The following is a 19462-nucleotide window of genomic DNA, read 5'->3' on the forward strand; positions in this document are numbered from 1 at the left end:
TACGGGCCTACCAAGGTACCAGGCCAGCGCTGGGATTTCACGCAGCATTGCCGAAAGGACACGTTTCCTTATACGCGTCAGTCAGTGGCCTCCCCACTACCGCAACGGGTCTCCCGTGCTGCACGGTCTATCCTCCACAACATGCCACCCCTGATACCCCGGGAGTCGATGCGCGCCACTTCCGTTATTCCAGCGCTCATCCAACGGCCTTCCCCTTCAGACGAGAGGGTCGGCTTCTCCATTCGTGTTACGAGGCTACGTCTAGGTTCACTTGCGTTGCGGCCTGCTGCTTTGCCCTTGGGAAACTTACGACCCCCGATTACTCGGACGCCGCTTCCCAGTGCTAAAAAGGCGTACGGACAACTCCTTTCACGGGACTTTAACCCGCTGGATATACCGCCGATCACGGCGAACGGTCTGTCCCCGGATCTGCGCATGCGGATCTGCCGCATGTGTGCGACCCCTTGCTACCAGTAATCCTTTAGGGCGTTTATTCTGGGCAAGGCGGCTATTGATAGCACCTGCTGCAAACGTAAACGCGCTTTATCTTGCGATTTCGGCCGATAAGTCTTTCGCACAAATTGATCGACAACCAACCAACTAATCGTCTCAGTCACTGTTATGGCGCTGCTTCCAAAGAAGATCTCTTCGCTTGTACCTTGTTTTCCTTGCGGCGTCGCCTTGTAGTAGCTCCCGAAGGGAAATGCCACATGGTAGTTCGTGTTAAGGTAGCCACCGTTGTCAGGTTCGGATTGGGCAGTAAGATTGACGTGACACTCGGGATCCGTTCCACCCCCAGTCTCAGGCCCACCAACGCTGAGGACTATGGTTATATTCGGCGGGCCTCCAATCGGAGCTCGTGACTCCAGTTTTGGATGTGGGCCACTGGAAGTAGGGCAATTGCGGCATTCGGTCGCTGTGCGTGTCTTGCTCAAGATCTCCGAGAGTCCCCTGGGCGCTTGCCATCCCGCCAAAGCTACAAACGGTAGGCCGACATCCCGAACAGACAGATCGGCCAAAGTTGTAGTGCCACTAGGGTCCAAATTACTCTGCGGATCGTTCGTAGCATACTGGTACCGATGAAAACTTGCTGGGTCCGAGCTATCGCCCTCCGCCGGATCAGTCGTTCTGAATCGAGACGTTGCCGGATCATAGTATCGAGCTCGAAGATAATAAGCCGAAGCATTTGCGTCCAACGCTTCTGCTCTATAGTAGTACCCGTTACTGGTCGTACCCACGTTCAAGACAACATTCCCAAACGCCTCATAGCTATACGTATCCGTCACAGCGCCACTCGCATCCGTCAGATACCTCACACTCCCATGCCCGTCATACCCATAAAAACTCACCCCTGACGCCTGCTTCTGACTGACAAGCTTCAAGCCATAGGTATAACTCCGCTCCAGTGCCCCGCCAACGACCTCCTCCAGCACCTGCGCGTACCCCGTCGGGTTGCGATCATCGACCAGGAAGCCTGTCGTCACCCCACCCGCGCTCTTCGCCACCCGAATCCCGTCGCCGTTATAGACGAAGCTCACGCCGCCGTCGGCGCTGGTCAGGTGGTTCTCGAAGTCGTAGCCGAAGGTCTTGCTGCCCGAAGTCAGCGTGTTGCCGTTGTCGTCGTAGCCTTCGCCGCCGAGGCGGTCGTTGAAGTCGTACTCGAAGCTCTGGTCGGTGATGCCGGCGACTGTCGAAATGCGGGTGAGGCGATTGCCGACCTTGTCGTAGGTGTAGCCGATGGCGCCATTCGGCCCTGCTGGATCGGCGCTGATCGTCTCGCTCTTCAGGCGATAGAGGTCGTCGTAGGTGTAGTCGACGCGGCGGCCATTCGCTTCGGTGACCGCGGTGCGGTTGCCCGCCGGGCCGAGGGTGTAGGTGTAGCCGGCGATCGTCGTCGCGCCCCTGGCGCCGGTGACATTGGTCAGGCGGTTCAGCGGGTTGTAGGTGTAGGTTGTCTGCACGCCGTTCGGGTAGAGGAAGCCGGCGAGGTTGCCGACGGCGTCGTAGCCGTAGGTCGTCACGCGGCCCTCGGCATCGGTGACCGAGGCGAGGCGGTTGCGCTGGTCGTAGCTATAGTCCATCGCCGCGCCGCCGGCGTGGTTCGAATGGATACTGGTCAGGTTGCCGGCGGCGTCGTAGCTGTAGCTGAGCGCTCCCTGCGGAGTGGTCTTGCTGAGCAGGCGGTCGCGGTTGTCGTAGCTGTAGGTCGTGCTGCCGCTGGCGTCCTGCATGCTCGCGCGCTGGCCGGAAGGCGTGTAGCTGAAGACCACCGGCGGCTGGCCGAGGCTGGCGTCGGGGGTCTTCCTGAGCAGGCGATTGACGCTGTCGTAGGTGTAGCTGGTCGTCCGGCCGTTGAAGTCGGTCTTGGTCCTGAGGTTGCCGTCGGCGTCGTAGCTCATCTGTTCGGTCTGGCCGAGCGGCAGCGTGCGCTTCGTGCGCCGGCCCATCGTGTCGTAGGCAAAGCTCGTGCTGCGCCCTTCGCCGTCGGTCTGGGTGAGCTGGTTGCCTTGTTCGTCGTAGCTGTAGCTGGTCACCTGGCCGAGCGCGTCGGTGACGCGGATCAGGCGGCCAAGCGCGTCGTAGGCGAACTGGATGGTCTTGCCGGCCTGGTCGGTCTTGGCGGTCTGGCGGCCGAGAGCGTCATAGCTGACCTGGTCGAATGTGCTGTCGGCGTAGGTGGTGCGCGTGCGGCGGTTGTTGGCGTCGTAAGTGAAGGCGACGGCGTTGCCGTTGGCGTCGGTGACGCGCGTCTGGTTGCCCAGGTCGTCGTAGCTGAAGGTGGTGGCCTGACCGAGAGCGTCGATGACCTGCGCGCGGCGGCCGGCGCCGTCGTAGACGTAGCTGGTGGCGTTGCCGCGCGCGTCGGTGCTGGTGAGGACCTGGCCGGCGGCGTCGTAGGCGGTGCTGCTGCCGGTGCTGTCGGGGTACGTGGTGGCGGTCAGCCGGCCGAGCGCATCGTAGGTGGAAGTGGTCGTCCGCCCTGCCCGGTCGGTGCTGCCGGTGCGCCGGCCTTCGGCGTCGTAGACCGACGATTCGCTGCTGGCGTCGGGATAGGTGGTGCGGGTGAGCCGTCCCATGTCGTCGTAGTCGAACTTCGTTTCGCGGCCGAGGGCGTCGGTGGTGATGCTCTGCTTGCCGATGGCGTTGTAGGCGACGCGGGTCAGCGAGCCGTCGGGATGGGTGGTCTGCGTGAGGTGGTTGGCCTTGTCGTAGGCGAAGGTGGTGACCAGCGTTTCGAGACCGCTGGCGGTGGTGCGGCTGGTCGTCTGCGTCAGGCGGTTGCCGTTGGCGTCGTAGGTGTAGTTCGTGACGCGGCCAAGGGCGTCGGTTTCGCTGATCAGGTTGCCGGCGGCGTCGTAGGCGTAGCGCATGAGATTGCCGAGCGGGTCGCTGCGCGTGAGTTGCAGGCCGCGCGCGTCGTAGGTGTAGCTCGTGACCTGGCCGGCGGGGTCGGTGGTGCTCGTCAGGTTGCCGGCGCCATCGTAGGCGTTGCTCGTCGTCCGCCCGAGCGCGTCGGTGACGGTGAGCACCTGGCGGTTGCCGTTGTAGGAGTAGGCGGTGGTCTTGCCGAGCGCGTCGGTCTCGGTGAGTCGGTTGTCCTGGCCGTCGTAGGTGTAGGTGCGCGTGCGGCCGAGCGGGTCCTGTTCGCTGAGCGTGTTGCCGCGCGCGTCGTAGCTGCGGTTGGTGACGCCACCGAGGGCGTCGGCGGTCTGCGTGACGTTGCCGAGGTCGTCGTAGACATGGACGGTGGCGTTGCCGAGCCGGTCGGTGATGACTTCGCGGTTGGCGCCGAGGTCGTGCGTGTAGGTGATCGCCTTGCCGTAGGCGTCGGTGGTGCGGATCAGCCGGCCGGCTTCGTCGTAGTCGTTGCGGATCGGGTGGATGCCGCGCGGGTCCTGGATCTCGATCAGGCCGTGGTCGTAGTTGTAGAGGAAGCTGGTGCGCCGGCCTTCGCCGTCGGTGTGGCTGGCGAGGTCGCCGTTGATGTCGTAGGCGTAGCTCTGGACGTTGCCCTGCGGGTCGGTGACGGTGGTGATGCGGTTCTGCGCGTCACGGTTGAAGACGATGCTCTTGCCCGCCGAATGGGTGATGCCGCCGGGGGCGAAGCTGACGGTGTTGCCGCTGCGGTCGCGGATCTGCTTGACGCCGGCGCTGCGGCTGAGCACGATGACCTGGCCTTCGGGAGTGGTGTATTCGAACTCCTCCGGGTTGAAAACCTCGAGCCCGGATTCGGTGAGCAGGTCGAGCGGACCGGTGGCGCCGAAGGTGACCAGCCGCGTTTCGCCGAGCGCGCGCAGGCTGCCGCGGGTGAGCGGGCGCGGCGCATAGACGGCGTCGGTCACTTCGATGGGGACGAAGCGCTGGCTGGTCGGCGAGAGGGCGAGGTCGAACTCTTCGACCTTGCCGTCGGGCAGCGTGATGGCGACCTTGTGAACACCCCGCGGGACGAGCGTGTACAGGCGGTTGAGCGTGTCGCCCGTGCGAACCTGCTCCCAGCCCTGCCCGTGCACGCCGACGACGCGCAGGCGCAGGCTCTGCACGTCGAGCCGCCAGCCGATGCCGAAATCGCCCTTCGTCTTGTCGCGGCTGTCGTAGCTGCGCACGACGCTGATCGGGATGCCGGCCATCGGGACGTTCACGTCCTGGAAGGCGAGCGTGAAGTTGCCGACCTTCTTGTCGCGCGTGAGCTGGAGCGTGATCTCGGTCTGCGTGCGGTTGTCGGCGCGGTCGACGACGGTGAGGCGAACGACGTAGATGTCATTGACCAGCGTCGTCGGGTCTAGCGTGGCGAGCGTTCCGTTGCTCACCGGCGCTGTGCCGACGGCGAGCGTGCTGAAAACGCCGGTCTCGAACGGCGCGATCTCGATCACGTACTTGAGGAAATTCGCGTCGCTGGCGGTACCGACGATCGCCACCGCGGCGGCGACGCTGGCGCCGTCGGCCGGCGAGGTGATCTGCGCGACGGGCAGCGTACCGTCGGCGACCGCCTGCGCGACGTTCAGGGTCGTACTGCCGGTGACGCCACTCTGGCTGACGCTGATCGTCGTGCTGCCTTCAGCGAGCGCGCTGACGACGCCGGCGGAGTCGATGCTGGCCACTGCCGGGTTGCTGCTCGCCCAGGTGAGGCCGCTGGTCAGCGGCAGGCTGGATCCGTTGGCAAGGATTCCCGTGGCGACGAAGGCCTGGCTCTGGCCGGTGAGGATCAGGAGTTTGATCGGCGTGACGCGGATCGAGGCGAGCGCCGGTCCGGCCGGGCCACTGGAGACGACGAGGGCGACGGCGCTGCCGCTGTTGACGACGGTGCCGGCAGTCGGGTTCTGGCTGATGACGCGGCCGGCGGGAACAGTTTCGCTGGCGGCGAGAGTGACCGTGCCGACGGTCAGCGCGGCGGCGGTGATCGCACTCTGCGCGCTGCTCTGTTCCTGGCCGACGACGTTGGGAACGCTGACCGGCACCGGTGCGGCGACGACGACGATGACGAAGCTTTGCGGGGCGAAGAGGCCGCCGGGGTCCTGGACGCGGAGGGTGACGTTATGGCTGCCGATCTGGCCGGTGGTCGGGGTCCATTGGATCAGGCCGCTGGCAGAGTTGATGCTCATCCCGGCGGGAGCGACGGGAAGCGAGAAGGTCAGCGTGTCGCCGGCGTCGGGGTCGCTGGCGGCGACCGGGTAGGTGTAGGCGCTGCCAGCGGTGGCGGCGGTGATCGGCGTCGAGCTGATCGTCGGCGCGTGGTTCACCCTGGCGGCGGTGATGCTGACGCTGTCCGGCGCGCTGGCGCGGCCGGCGTTGCTGACGATCAGTTCGAGCGCGTAGCTGCCGGCCTTGTCGGCGATGAAGGTCGGGCTGACGGTCGTCGGGTTGGCCAGGAGCGCGGCGCTGTCGGCCGGGCGGGTGGTGAGCGTCCATTGATAAGTGAGCGGGGCGCCGTCGAAGGCGCGCGACGCGCTGCCGTCGAGGGTGACGGTGGCGCCGACTTCGACGGCCTGGTCGGCGCCGGCGTCGGCACGGCTGTAGCCGGCGGTGCATTTACCCAGGTCACGGGCGGCGTGCAGCGTGGCGATCTCGGCCGGGGTGAGCGCGCGGTTGTAGAGCGTCGGTTCGTCGAGCAGGCCGGCAAAGCCCGCGGCGGCAAAGCCGTCGGCATTGCCGAGCGTGATCGGGTCGCTGCTGTCGATGATCGAGAAGGCGTTGTCGAGGCCGGCTTCCTCGATGCCGTTGACGTAGAGGCGATAGCGCGCACCGTCCCAACTCAGTGCGACGTGTTGCCACGTACCGGCCGGCCAGGTGGTCGTGGTGCTGACCAGCGCCGGGGTGGGCGGCATGCGCACCAGCAGCCGGCCGTCGCCGCCCAGCACCTGAATCGCCACCGGGGCGTTGAAGCTGCCTTCGAGGTACCGCCCCTTGGCCAGCAGCACCTGGTTGGGCGTACTGGTGCCGATCGCCGTCGTCGGGTTGAACCAGAATTCGACGGTGAACGCGCCGCCGAAGCTGACCGTCCGGCTGCTGGCGACGCGGATGACGTCGTCGACGCCGTCGAAGCGGAAGGCCTGGCCGACCAGGCCGGCGGCGAAGGTCGCCCCGTTCTCGGCGAGGCCGTCGTTGGCCGCGGCGCGGTCGAGCGTGTTGCCGTCGCCCGGCCACCAGCTCACGAGGCCTGCCGGCGGCGGAACGCAGACGGCGGTGGCGCTGACGGTCAGAGTGAACGGCTGCGTGGCGAAGAGTCCGCCGGAGTCCTGGACCTTGACTTCGACCGGGTGGTCGCCAGCCTGCTCAGCGGTGGGCGTCCACTGGATCAGGCCGGTAGTGGCGGCGATGGTCATGCCGGCCGGAGCGGTGGTCAGCGAGTAGGTCAGCGTGTCGCTGGGGTTCGGGTCGGTGGCGGTGACGGCGTAGGTGTAGGGCGTGCCGGCGGTGGCGGCGGTCGGCGCAGTTGAGGTGATGACCGGCGGCTGGTTGCCCGGCCCCGGCGCGGTGACGGTAATCGTGAAGCCCTGTTCGGCGAAGAGGCCGCCCTGGTCGGTGACACGGATGGTGACCGGGTGAATGCCGACTTGCGCGAGGGTCGGCGTCCAGGTGATCAGGCCGGTGGTGGCGTTGATGCTCATTCCCGCTGGGGCGGTCGGGAGCAGGAAGGTCAGCGTGTCGCTGGGGTTCGGATCGGTGGCGGTGACGGTGTAGGCGTAGGGCTGTGTTGCCATTGCCGACGTGACCGCCGTCGACGTGATCACCGGCGCTCTATTTCCTGTCACATCGACTCGCACCGTCGCGACGTTCGACTGCTCCGCGCCGTTGGACGCACGGTAGGTAAAGGTATCGATCCCGACGAAGTCGTTCCGCGGCAGGTAAGTGAACGACCCATTTGCGTTCAGGGCCAGGGTACCGCCGGCAGGTCCAGCGATCAGCACAGCGCTCAACGCCTTGCCGGCCACGTCGCCATCGTTGCCCAGTACACCCGGCACTGGGACCGTCAGGAGAACGCCTGCCTGAGCGGTGTAGCGATCACTGGCGGCCACCGGCGGAATACTGGTCGGCTCGATCACGACCGTCACCGTCGCGGCGTTCGAATCGGTCGTGCCGTCGTTGACCTTGTAAGCAAAGCGGTCGCCGACGTGGACCACCGACACGCTGTGCGAGTCCGCGTCAGCCGTGTAAAGGCGATCACTGAGCGGATTCACCGCCAGCATCTGTGGGTTGCGACCCACACCGACGGTCGCGCTGACCGTTGTGGTGGCGGGGTCGATGACGGACACCGTGTTGTCGCCCGCGTTGGCGACGTAGACGCGGTTGCTGAACGGGTTGACGGTGATCGACTGCGGCGAGGTGCCGACCGGGAGGGTACCGAGATTCGCGCGACTGTGCCGATCGAGCACGCTGACGCTGTTGCCCGTGCCGTTGGCGACATACAGCCGATCGATCGTCGGGTGCAGCGCTATGGCTGTCGGTCCGCTGCCGACGGTGACCGTGTCGATCGCTGCGTTGAGCGTTGTATCGATGACCGTCAGCGTGTTGTCGGTGCCGTTGACGACGTGGAGCCGCTCGAACTCGGCGTCGACCGCCATGAATCGTGCACCCGCACCGACCGGTACGGTGGCGACCACTGCATTGCTCGCGCCGTCGATCACGGTCACGTTGCTGTCCAGCGTGCTCAGCGCGTAAATCCGGTTCGTCCTGGCATCGACCCGTACCTGCCTCGGTTCACGGCCGACCGGGACCGTCGCAAGCACCGCATTGCTCGTGCCGTCGATCACCGACACGCTTCCGCCTGCCACGTTGGCCACGTAGATCCGGTTGGTCGCGGCGTTGACCGCCAAGTGCCCAGGCTGATTGCCGACGGGAATCGCGGCGATCCGGGTGCTCGTCGCCCCGTCAATGACCGTTACCTCATTCGACTGCACGCTGCTGGAGGTGTAGTTGTTGATGGCCGTCCCGGTGACATAGAGGCGATTGGTGACCAGGTTGGCTGCAACTTCCTCGATGTGCGAGTGGTTGGTTGTCGGCAGAGCGATCACCTTGCCGGTGGCGCCGTCGATTACCGCCAAAGTGCCGGCGAAGAGGTTGGTCACATAGATCCGGTTGGTCTGCGGGTTGATGTCGATGCTCTTCGGCTGGCCAGGCATGAAGGTCGTTCCGATCAGAGCATGGGCGCTCGCGCCGGGGCCGAAAACGCCGGGGTTGGGCGTGTAGTTGAACGAGCCGTCGCTGTTGAAAACCAGGCTGCCGTTGGCTGGATCGCTGAGCTTGGCGGCGGCAAGTGGATTGCCGTCCGGATCGTAGTCGTTGGCCATCACCCCTGGGGCTGGCACAGCCAGCGTCTGGCCTAACTTGACCGGGTAATTGTCATCCAGCGCGATCGGTGGACGATTGCCCTCCATCACTGCGATCGAGATTTCTGACGGCGCGCTGTCGGTGACCCCATCGTTCACGACGAGTTGCAGGCGATAGCTTCCCTGCCGGTCGGCGACGAATGTGGGCTGGGCTGCGTTCGCATTGTCCAGCGCGGCCGTGCTGTCGGCAGGTCTGGCTAGCAGCGTCCAGCGATAGGCCAGCGCGTCCGCGTCCGGGTCGCTGGAGCGGGTACCGTCGAGCCGCACCGTGTCGCCGACGCGCAGCTTGCACTTGCCGGCGCTGCCGGCGAGGTACAACGACTGAATCTCGGCCTGCGAGAGCGCGCGATTGAAGATCTCTGCCTCGTCGAGCACCCCCTTCAATGGGCGCATCGGATTGAAGCCAGGCCAATCCAGATTCTGATGACCAATGAACAGCCGGGAAGTCGTGAGAAGATCGCCAACATGCTCCACGCTCAGTTGTTGTTGGAGCACCCCATCCATGTACATGGAAACCGTCTGGCCGGACCGATCAACAGTGACAGCAACAAAATGGAACTCTCCGTAGGCAACGGGTTTCGCAAAAACGTCTTGGCCAATGTTCGCCGCATGGTCCTGCAGGAGCCCGAAGTGGAACGACCAGGTGCCAGTGGGATTAAAGGGAGGGTTGAGAACGTCAAGGACGTAGCCGCCCCGCGTCCCGTCCACTCTCGGACCAAGCTTGTCTACCACCGAGTTGGCAGCGTTATCTCCTCCCTGGCCGTCGACGCGCACCCAGGCATCGATCGTGAAGGAGTCGTTCTTTCCAAAATTGACGCTCGGATCATCAGGTGCGATCAAAGCGGTGCTGCCGTCGAATTTGATCCCTTGGCCGACCTTCCCGGCGACAAACTGTGGATTGCCGATCGTTGAGTTCGGCGAGTTCGGCCCGACGATGTCTGCCGAGTTGCCGTCACCCGGATACCAGGACACCAGTCCAGCCGGTGGCGCCACGCAGGCCGGTAGCCCCGGCGCATTGAGCAGACCGGCCACCGCGACTGGCCCGCCATTGGTCACCCTGGCCGCGATCGTGAAGCTTTGCTCGGCAAACAGGCCAGCGGCGTCGGTGACGCGAACGGTGACGCTGTGGCTCCCCAGTTGCGCCAGCGTCGGTGTCCACGCGATAAGGCCAGTGGTCGCGTTGATCGTCATCCCTGCCGGGGCAGTCGGCAGCGAGAATGTGAGCACGTCGCCAACATTGGCGTCGGACGCCGTCACTTGGTAGGCATACGGCTGGGAAACAGTGGCGGCGGTGAGCGGGGTCGAGGTGATGACGGGCGCGACATTGACGGGTGCCGGTGGGCCGGTCGACATGACGATCGCCACGGGTGTGTCCTTGGGTACGTGGATGTTCGGCAGCGGCGACTGGTCGCTCACCTGCCCGGCCGGGATCGTCGGGTGGGGGGCGCTGGTGACGCCCCCCAGCTTGAGGTTGGCGGTGACAATGGCGGCTTCGGCGACAGCCTGGGACAGGCCGATGACGTTGGGCACCGTCTCGGTGGCCGGGCCATCGACAATGGTGAGATCGACCGCCGTCTTGTTCGGAACCAGCGTACCCGCCGGCGGGTTCTGGCCGACGACGCGGGGTTGAGTGAACTTATACAGTGCGTATTCGGCACGGGCATTGCCACCGGTAATCGTCGGATCACCAAGCAAGAGCAATCGAGCATGCGGCGTCCCTGGGCTTGAAATCGGGGATCTGTCCTGAAGTCGAGTCGTCCCGTCAACAAGGAGGCTATATCGATCGCTCCCCTGCCTCTCAAGAAGGTAGTCGTGAAACACGGTGTTGTCCTGAGTACTCACGGTTGTCCAACTCGTCCCATTGATGAGTACTTCGTGCGGATTGAGATGAAACGAAAAAATTTCGTTGTCCGTTTCCGCGTACAGCCCGACGCCCACGAAAGGACCTTCGAGCACCCGAATCCGGGTGGCCAACTGAAACGGCAAGCGCGGATCCACCGCCTTTAGCTCGTACATCGCAAATACATCGCCCCCACCGCTGGTGTTTTGTTTCAGTACGCCGTCGGCAACGGAGAACATCGCCTCGGTGCCACCTGTATGCCCATCGAAGTTCCACCCCTGCCTGCTCGGTAAGGAATCGAAGTTGAGCGTCACCGCCCCACCCTGACTGGTCTTCGTGCCGACGGAAAGATCCGCCGCAGTGATGAACGACTCCGCCCACTCGGGCGCCAGCCCGACGACGTTCGGCACCGCTACCGCCGCCACAGTAGCGGTCAAGGTCTGTGTCGTGAAAAGCCCGCCCCGGTCGGTAACCCGTACGGTGACCGCGTGGTTGCCGATCTGCGCGATCGCCGGAGTCCAGGCAATCGCCCCGCTCGCCGCGTCGATGGCCATTCCGGGTGGTGCCGCATCCAGGGAATGCCGCAGCGTATCGCCAATATCCGGATCGCTTGCGGTGACCTTGAACGTGCATGGCTGGCCGGCGGTGCAGTTACCCGAGGCGTTGGCAAGAACCCACACGTCATTCAGAACGGCCTCCGCGGTGCTGATCCCAAGTGCCACGATGAGCCGATTAGATGACTTCATGTAACCCGCCGTCGGCGAACTGGCCACTGCCGGCGTCGCTCCCGAGGTCAGCTTGATCCACTCCGACGTTCCACCCTGGCCGTTCGCTTGGGTCAGAACCCAGGTGTCGTTGAGCCTGCTATCCTGAACGCCATCGTATCCGCCGAACACGATCAGGCGGTTGCTGTTCGGGTCATAAGCCATCGTGTGGTGTGCGCGCGGAATCGGGGCAAGACCCGCGGGGCTCAGTTGCGTCCAGATCGGGACGCCACCCAGGCCGTTGGCATTGCTGAGGACCCAGACGTCGTTGTAGTTGTAGCTGCTGCTGGCAGTGGACTGCCCGCCAAAAACGATCAGCACGTTCGACAGTGGGTCATAAACGCCGGGCTGGCTGTGACCCCGCACGGGCGGGCGCGCTCCCTCGGGGCTGAGGGTCAGCCAGCGCGGATCCCCGATGCCGTTGGCGTCTAGGAGAACCTTGACGTCGGTGGTGTCCGATCCCTTTCCCGCAGTCGATCCGCCGAATACCACCAGCCGGTTGCTGATCGGGTCGTATCCACCGACACCATAGGCAAGGGCATTACTGGCAGGCAGCGGCAACCATTCCGGCTGCCCCCCGAGCCCGTTGGCATGGGTAAGGACCCACGCATCTGAAAGCGGTGAGCAAAACCCCGTGCATCCTCCATAGACAATCAGCCGATTGGCGGTCGCATCGTAAGCGGACGCGAAGTGGGGTCGAGGCGAAGGAGCCGATCCTGTGGGTTCCAGCTTCGTCCACGCTGGTGTGCCCGTCAGTCCGCTGGCGTGGCTGAGGACCCAAACCTCGTTCAGTTGGACAGTGATTGCGTCCTGGCCGCCGAATATGATCAGGCGGTCGGTGACTTCATCATAGGTGTACAGAGAACCCGCGTATCTGGGAACAGGAGCCGTGCCCGTGGGCACAAGCTGCGTCCACTGCGGCGCGAAGCCGGCGAAGGTAATGAGCGGCGGATGGTTTGGCTGCGCGACGAGGATCGTGAAATCCTGCGTCGCTGGCAGCCCACCCTGGTCGGTTACCCGCACCGACACCGCCTGCGAAGCCACCTGTGCTTCGCTCGGCGTCCAAGTTATGAGGCCGCTGGCCGCATCGATGCTCATCCCGCTCGGAGCGGTGACGAGCGACCAGGTCAGCACGTCGCCGACATCGGGATCGCTGGCGACGACCGGGTAGCTGTAGGGCTGCCCGATGGTAGCGGTAGTCAGCGCCGTGCTGGTGATCACCGGCGGATGGTTGGCCGCCAACGCCTCCACCACGACCAGTGCCGGAACGCTGTCGATCTTGCCGTCGCGAACGATCAGTTGAATCGTATAGACGCCCGGTACGTCCGGCACAAACGAAGTCTGTGCGGCGGTCGGGCTGACGATGCTGGCGTTGCTGCCGCCGGGGCGCAAGGCGATGCTCCACGACCAGGTCAGCGGATCGCCGTCAGGATCCGACGAGGCCGTTCCCCTGAGCACCACGCTGCTGCCCACCGTGGTTTTCGTCGGAATCGCTTCGGCGACCGCCACCGGCTTGCGATTCGCCGCGCTGACGCTGATCACGACGGTGACCGGCAGACTGCTGAGTTGACCGTCGCTGACGATGAGCTGGGCGATGTAGGTGCCGGGCAGATCGGGAACGAAGCCCGGATTGACGAGGTCGGCGCCGGTCATGACCGCGTGGCTGCCGGGCGGCAGCGTGGTCAGCGACCAGGCGAAAGTCAGCGCGTCGCCGTCGGCATCGCGCGAGGCGCTGCCGTCGAGCGAGACGGGGACACCCGCAGCGACACTCTGCGGCGTGCCGGCATCGGCCACCGGCCGCGAGTTGGCGGTCGAGATGGTGACCGTGTCGGGCGCACTGGCGAGCTGGCCGTCACTGACGATCAGTTGGGCAATGTAGTTGCCGGGCCGGTCGGCGGTGAAGGCGGGATTGAACGTGTTGCTGCCGGTGAGGCTGGCGCTGCTGCCGGGCGGTTTGCCGATCAGCGACCAGGTCAGGGTGAGGACAGCGCCTTCAGGGTCGCGCGAGGCGCTGCCGTCGAGGGTGACCAGGCTGCCGAGTGGAACGGTCTGATCGGGGCCGGCGTCGGCCATCGGTGCCGCGTTGGCAGTGGTCAACGTGACACTGGCCGGAGCGCTGTCTGCCGTGCCGTCGTTGACCATCAACTGCGCGACGTAGGTGCCAGGCAGATCGGCGGTGAAGCCGGGGTGGACGCTGTTGGCGTTGCTGAGCACGGCTGCGCTGCCGGACGGGCGGGCGAGCAGCGACCAGCGGAAGGTCAAGGGGTCGCCGTCGACGTCGCTGGAGCGGCTGCCGTCGAGGGTGATCACGGCGCCGAGCGGGATAGACTGGTTGGGTCCGGGGTTGGCGACCGGCGGCGAGTTCTCGGTGGTCACGGCGACCGTGGCCGGCAGGCTGACGAGTTTGCCGTCGCTGACGGTCAGCGCGATCAGGTAGCTGCCGGGCTGGTCGATCAGCAGCGTCGGATTGACGCTGTCCGGGTTGCCAAGCGTCGCGCCACTGCCGGGCGGGACGCTGGCGAGGCGCCAGGTGTAGGTCAGCGGGTCGCCGTCGACGTCGGTCGAACGGCCGCCGTTGAGCATGACCAGCGTGCCGACGCGAACGCTCTGGTCGGGGCCGGCGTTGGCGATCGGGCGGCTGTTCTCGGTGCTGATGACGACCGTGTCGGGAACGCTGCTGAGTTTACCGTCGCTGACGATGAGCTGGATCAGGTACTGCCCTGGTCGGTCGGCGGTGAAACGCGGCGCGACGGTGGCGGCTTCGATCAGGCTGGCGAGGCTGCCGAGCGGACGGTTGTTGAACGTCCAAGTGTAGCGCAGTGCGTCGCCGTCCGGGTCGGACGAGGCGGCGCCGCTGAGCACGACGAGGTCGCCGACCTTGACGCTCTGGTCGGGGCCGGCGTTGGCGAAGGGGGCCTGGTTGACCGTGCTGCACTTGGCGCGCGTACAGCGCAACGCGCACAGACGGCCGTCGATCGAGTTGATGACGCCGTTGCCGTCGGCGTCGCGCGGGTCGTTCGCGCCGCTGACTTTGGCGCGGGCGAGGATCGCTTTCTGGATGAGGTTGAGGTCGTCGAGGTCGATGTCGCCGTCGTTATCGACGTCGCACGGCATCGCCCACACCTGGCCGGCGAGAACCAGCCAGCACAGGATCAGCCACACCCAATGTTTCGCGCTTCGAAACATCGACCCCTTCCCCTCGGCGAGCGTTGGAGGCTCTCAAAAGCGCCTCAACTCAAGGCCAGGTCCCTCGTCTGGCGTTCAGTATTCTTGCTCGGCAGTCTGTGCTGCCTGCTGCGCCCGCAGGAGGTGGGCGGCTTGCCTTGCTGATCTGCTGGACCGTCTGGTAGACGATGCTGGCGGCAGGCGCCGAGAGCGGTTCGCGCGACGGGTCAGGTACTGTCTGGAACTCTTTGGCCGCGTTACCCTAGTGGATTTGATCGCCCATGTCAACACCACAGATTGGAAACCTCGCTCAAGACGGGCAGCAAAGACACTGTTACGAGTCGCCTTCTCCCACCCGGAGGTACTACGCGAGTTCCAGCCCTGAAGCCCACACGTCGCGGTGAGTTCCTTCCGCTCACGTTGGTGGCGGGCGTACGCCTCCTAAGGAATGTTGGAGTGTTGGACCCGACACTGTCTGCAGTCTCTGTCTGCTGTCTTGGGCTGCAATGTGGCTTGTGAACTTCGAGGATCAAACTGCGCATGACCGCGATCCCCGTGCGCCTACGCCACCCAGTTCTCGAGCGCCAGGCCGTCGATGCGCTGGAACTCATCCCAATTGTGGGTGACGAGTGTCGCCCGTTCCGCGAGAGCGTGGCTCGCGATCCACAAGTCGTTACCACCGATCGGCCTGCCCAGCGCCTTCAGCCGCGCGGCGTGAACGGCGTAGTGCCGGCATAACTCTGGACCGGAGGGGTATGCCACCGGAACCTGCCGGACCAGGCCGTCGAGTCGTCCGAGGACAGCGCCCTTTCTCGTGCTGGCTTCGGCACCCTTCAACAGCTCGGCGTATGTGACGAACGACATGCATAACTCGTCTTCATCGCGCAACCGATTGATGCGCTCGACGACGGATGGCGGCTTGTTCTTGACGAAGTAGATCAGCGTATTGGTGTCGAGCATGTACTTCACAGCGGGTCGCGCTCCTGCGCTGGAGCTTGCTCGCTGCGGTCCGCGACGAGCTGCGACAACCATTCGGCCGATACCTCGTCGTCGAAAGCCTGCAAGGCCTGGAGCAAGGCAAGGCCACGATCCGCCGGCAGCGGCCTGATCAACAGATCACCTTGCGCCGTGCGCTCGATCTGCACCCGACTGGCGTGTAGCCGAAACTCCTGTGGGATGCGAACAGCCTGGCTGTTGCCGTTCATGAAGACGCGAGTGGTAACGGGTGCCATGGCGGACTTGTGTGTATGTTGATGTGTGTATTTTGCGTTATGAGCAGAAGCAGGTCAAGCGTGCGGCTCGGCGGGCATTGACGATGGATAAGCGTCGCGCATCGTGCGCTTCATCGTCTTGCCGGCCGCGTTGCGGGGAAAGTCGGCCACGATCTGCACCGCGTGCAGGCGTTGGTAACGCGCGCCGACGCGCTCGTTGATCCAGTCGCGCAGTTCCTCGGCGTCGACCGACGCATTGGCTTGCAGGACCACCGCGGCCACCGGCGTTTCGCCCCATTTTTCGTGCGCGACGCCGAAAACGGCTACTTCACTCACCGCCGGATGACGCACGGCGACTTCTTCGATGTCGCGCGGGTAGACTTTCACGCCGCCGCTGTCGATCATGTCCTTCTTGCGGTCGACCAGGTAGAGGTAGCCCTCGCTGTCGGCATAGCCAAGGTCGCCGGTGAACAGCCAGCCGTCGCGGATCGCCTGTTCGGTCAGGTCGGGCCGGCCGTAGTAGCCGAGCATCAGCGACGGCCCACGACCGACGATCTCGCCGACTTCTCCAGGTGGAGCGTCGCTGCCGTCTTCACGGACGATGCGCATCTGGTAGAAGCAAGGTGGCGAACCGACCGAACCCGCCTTGCGCACCGACTGCGTCTTGTCGAGAATGGTCCAGAAACCTTCGGTGAGCCCGTACAGTTCGTAAAAGCGGTTGGGCAGATGGCGATTGAGGAGGTCCTTGTGCTCCTGGTAGAGAGGCGCACCGAGCGAGAGAATCATTTCCAGCGAAGCGAGCTTGTCGGGCGAGAAGCTCGGCGATTCGAGCAGGGCGATGATCTGCGCCGGCACCATCATGGTGTGTGTGACGCGCTCGCGGCCGATGATTTCGATCGCCTCTTCGGGATCGAACTGACGCTGCAGGATGTAGCGCGCGCCGAGGTAGAAGCAGGGCATCAGGGTGACGAAAGCGCCGTTGAAAACGATCGCGCCGGTGTGCAGGACGACCGACTCCGGGGTCATCCGCCAGGCCGAGGCAAACAGCGTGCAGTACATCGAACGAACGAAATGACTGTGCATGATCCCCTTGGGCAGGCCGGTGGTGCCGCTGGTGTACATGATGTTGAACAGTTCGTCCTGGCACACCGTGACCGGGTCGGCCTGGCCCGCGGGACAATTGTTGAGCAAGGCCGCGTAGTCGGGGTAGGCACCGATCGCGCCATCGACCATCAGCACACGGTCGGCCGACAACGCGGGCAGTTCATCGCGCACCTGATCGACCAATGCCGCCATCGAGCGCTGGGTGATCAGACAGACGGCACCCGAGTCACGCAAGAGACTGGCCAGCCCGGAAGCCATCAGCAGCGGGCTCAGCGGCACCAGCACGGCACCGATTGAGGGCACCGCCCAGTACACCTCGAGCAGTTCGCGGCAATTGGTCAACACGGTTGCCACCCGGTCGCCCTGGCGCACGCCGAGGGAACTCAGCAGGCGGGCGCATTGGCTGACGCGCGCTTCGAACTGCCGCCAGGTGAGGCGTTCCTGCTCGAAAACGACCGCCGGATGATCCGGCCGAAACGTCGCGTGGTGCTTGATCAGCGTCGCAAGTTGCAGCATCTTGTTCTCCCTTCCAGAATTTCTATCGCAGCGCAACAAAGCAATAGTATATAACTCAAGTTTCCGTTGCGGGGCAAGGCGCTGGGGAAGCTCCTGCGAAAAGTCCCTTCACTGCCGCCGGATCGCTTTCTGAAGTCCGTTTAACAAACGTTAATCGTCCCTTGCGTCGGCCTGGCAAATAATCTCTTGCGAACCGCAGAGCGGGGTCAACAAATCCGACACAGAAGAGTAGAATGCATTGTGCGGTGCAGAATAGTGCTCGATCGAGAGCTTCTCTCGGGCGGTGTGCTCGCCAGGACCGGGAAAGCGAAAGGCCTGCCAGCTCCCCTGAATCGGCAGTTCTGGCCGGCAGTGTGTTCGCGATCAATCGCGTGGGATGCATTCAGGCATGGCCAAGGTAATCGTGGGTCGCCCCGGCGGGCTGACCTGTTTTGACTGACGTTAATTGTTGGAGGTTGGAAAATGTTTGCACTGCTAAGAGAAATGCCTGATTTCACGACCAGTTGGATGCGCTATACGATGGCCATGATGCGCGCTTCGAACCGCGAAGTCACTGAGTTCAACGACAATCTGTTCATTGCCGCGCAAATCGCGATGACCGCGGCGCGCGATAATCCGATGAGCGTGATGGAAGCCTTCGAGGTCGCCGAGCATAGCGTGGGAATGGCGCGCAAGGGAATGGCCGGCGCGCAGGGCAAGATGGCCGACTACGCTTTCGACCAGATGGAAGAAGGAACGCGCGCTTTCCTGAACACGGTCCTCAAGTCCGATGGCGAGAAGCTGGGCGGCTACATGAAGCGCGAAGCCCAAATCATGGAAGCGGTTTCGAACTTCCATGAGCAGATCGAAGCCATCGGCGACGAGTTCGGCTTCCATTTCGACACTTCCGCCTACAAGCTGGTGCACGAAACCGACTCCTTCGAGCTTTACCAGGTGCTGCCGATCAAGGAGGGCGTCAAGGTCAATGAGCATCTGAAGCCGGTCATCCTCGTCCCGCCGTACATGCTCGGGGTGCACATCCTGGCCTTCCTGCCGTACGAGAACAAGAGCTACAGCCACTCGTTCGCCAACGAGGGAATTCCGACCTACGTCCGCGTCGTCAAGGACATCATGACCAACGACAAGGTCCAGATGATGACTCCGGAAGACGACTGCGAGCAGACGCGCCAGCTCTGCGCCAAGGTCATGGAACTCAACGACGGCAAGAAAGTCACCCTGAACGGCACCTGCCAGGGCGGTTACATCTCGCTGATGAACATCCTGTCGGGCAAGCTGAAGGACGTCTGCGACGCGCTGATCACCAACGTGACGCCGGTTGACGGCACCTACAGTGAAGCCATCAGCGGCATGCCGACGATGCACCACGACTTCGTCACCACCACTCTGCCCAGCGGCAACAAGGTTGCCAACGGCTACCTGCTGAGCCTGGGAATGCGTTTTGTCGCCATCGACCGGGAAACCCCGCTGGTCAAGGTGCTCGATCAGATTTCGCTGCAACGGGCGACCGACATGAATCCGGGCAAGACGCCGGCGGCGCTCTTCCGCTGGCTGCTCAAGGAACGTGTGCACCTGCCGCTGGCGATCGCCAACATGAGTTCGCACACCTTCCAGGACCCGATCGCCGATGACGGCACGCTGCCGGTGAAACTGTTCGACCAGCCGCTGAACATCAAGGACCTGATCGCTCTCAACGTCCCGTGGTACCAGAACTATGCGATCAAGGATGACCTGGTCACGCCGCCGTGCGCCACCGCCGGCAACAAGTTCCTCGAAGGTTGGAACGGTCTCGAATCGGTCGCCTTCTTCGGCGGTCACGTCGCCATCCTGACCAGCCCCTACGGCAAGAAAGCACCAGTCACCGGCAACTTCACCGACGCCAATGGCAATGCTTCGCGCGGGCCGGTCAAGTTCCAGATGGACATTTCCAAGACCGCCTGACCACTAGCGGTCACTCGGGCACTGGCTTCGCTGTACCGTTAAGGGCCGCATCCTGGTTCATCCCGGTTGGGAGCCAGGTGACGCGCCGGCTGGACGCTT

Annotated in this window: 5 protein-coding genes; 1 reads left to right on the top strand and 4 read right to left on the bottom strand. The window is 64.2% G+C overall.

Annotated features, from left to right (window positions below; genetic code table 11):
* Positions 1 to 467 precede the first annotated feature (467 nt).
* The 4 genes from ACCAA_RS13625 to ACCAA_RS13640 all read right to left on the bottom strand — a co-directional run bounded on the left by ACCAA_RS13625 (position 468) and on the right by ACCAA_RS13640 (position 17425).
* A complete protein-coding gene (locus ACCAA_RS13625) occupies positions 468 to 14615 on the bottom strand; it encodes a PKD domain-containing protein (RefSeq protein WP_186407795.1) in 14148 nt (4715 codons plus the stop codon).
* 540 nt (positions 14616 to 15155) lie between these two features.
* Complete coding sequence (locus ACCAA_RS13630; RefSeq protein WP_186407796.1) at positions 15156 to 15563, bottom strand: type II toxin-antitoxin system VapC family toxin; 408 nt, start codon at positions 15561 to 15563, stop codon at positions 15156 to 15158.
* Positions 15560 to 15826, bottom strand: coding sequence for an antitoxin (locus ACCAA_RS13635; protein WP_186407797.1), 267 nt, complete (start codon positions 15824 to 15826; stop codon positions 15560 to 15562). Before ACCAA_RS13635 ends, ACCAA_RS13630 begins: the two co-directional genes overlap by 4 nt.
* A gap of 54 nt (positions 15827 to 15880) precedes the next feature.
* Complete coding sequence (locus ACCAA_RS13640) at positions 15881 to 17425, bottom strand: class I adenylate-forming enzyme family protein (RefSeq protein WP_186407798.1); 1545 nt, start codon at positions 17423 to 17425, stop codon at positions 15881 to 15883.
* 462 nt (positions 17426 to 17887) lie between these two features.
* Here ACCAA_RS13640 and ACCAA_RS13645 point away from each other — a divergent pair, with 462 nt between their 5' ends.
* Positions 17888 to 19363, top strand: a complete 1476-nt coding sequence (locus tag ACCAA_RS13645) for a metal transporter (protein WP_186407799.1) — start codon at positions 17888 to 17890, stop codon at positions 19361 to 19363.
* Positions 19364 to 19462: the final 99 nt, after the last annotated feature.

Source organism: Candidatus Accumulibacter aalborgensis (assembly GCF_900089955.1).
In the GTDB taxonomy this organism is placed as follows: Bacteria; Pseudomonadota; Gammaproteobacteria; order Burkholderiales; family Rhodocyclaceae; genus Accumulibacter; species Accumulibacter aalborgensis.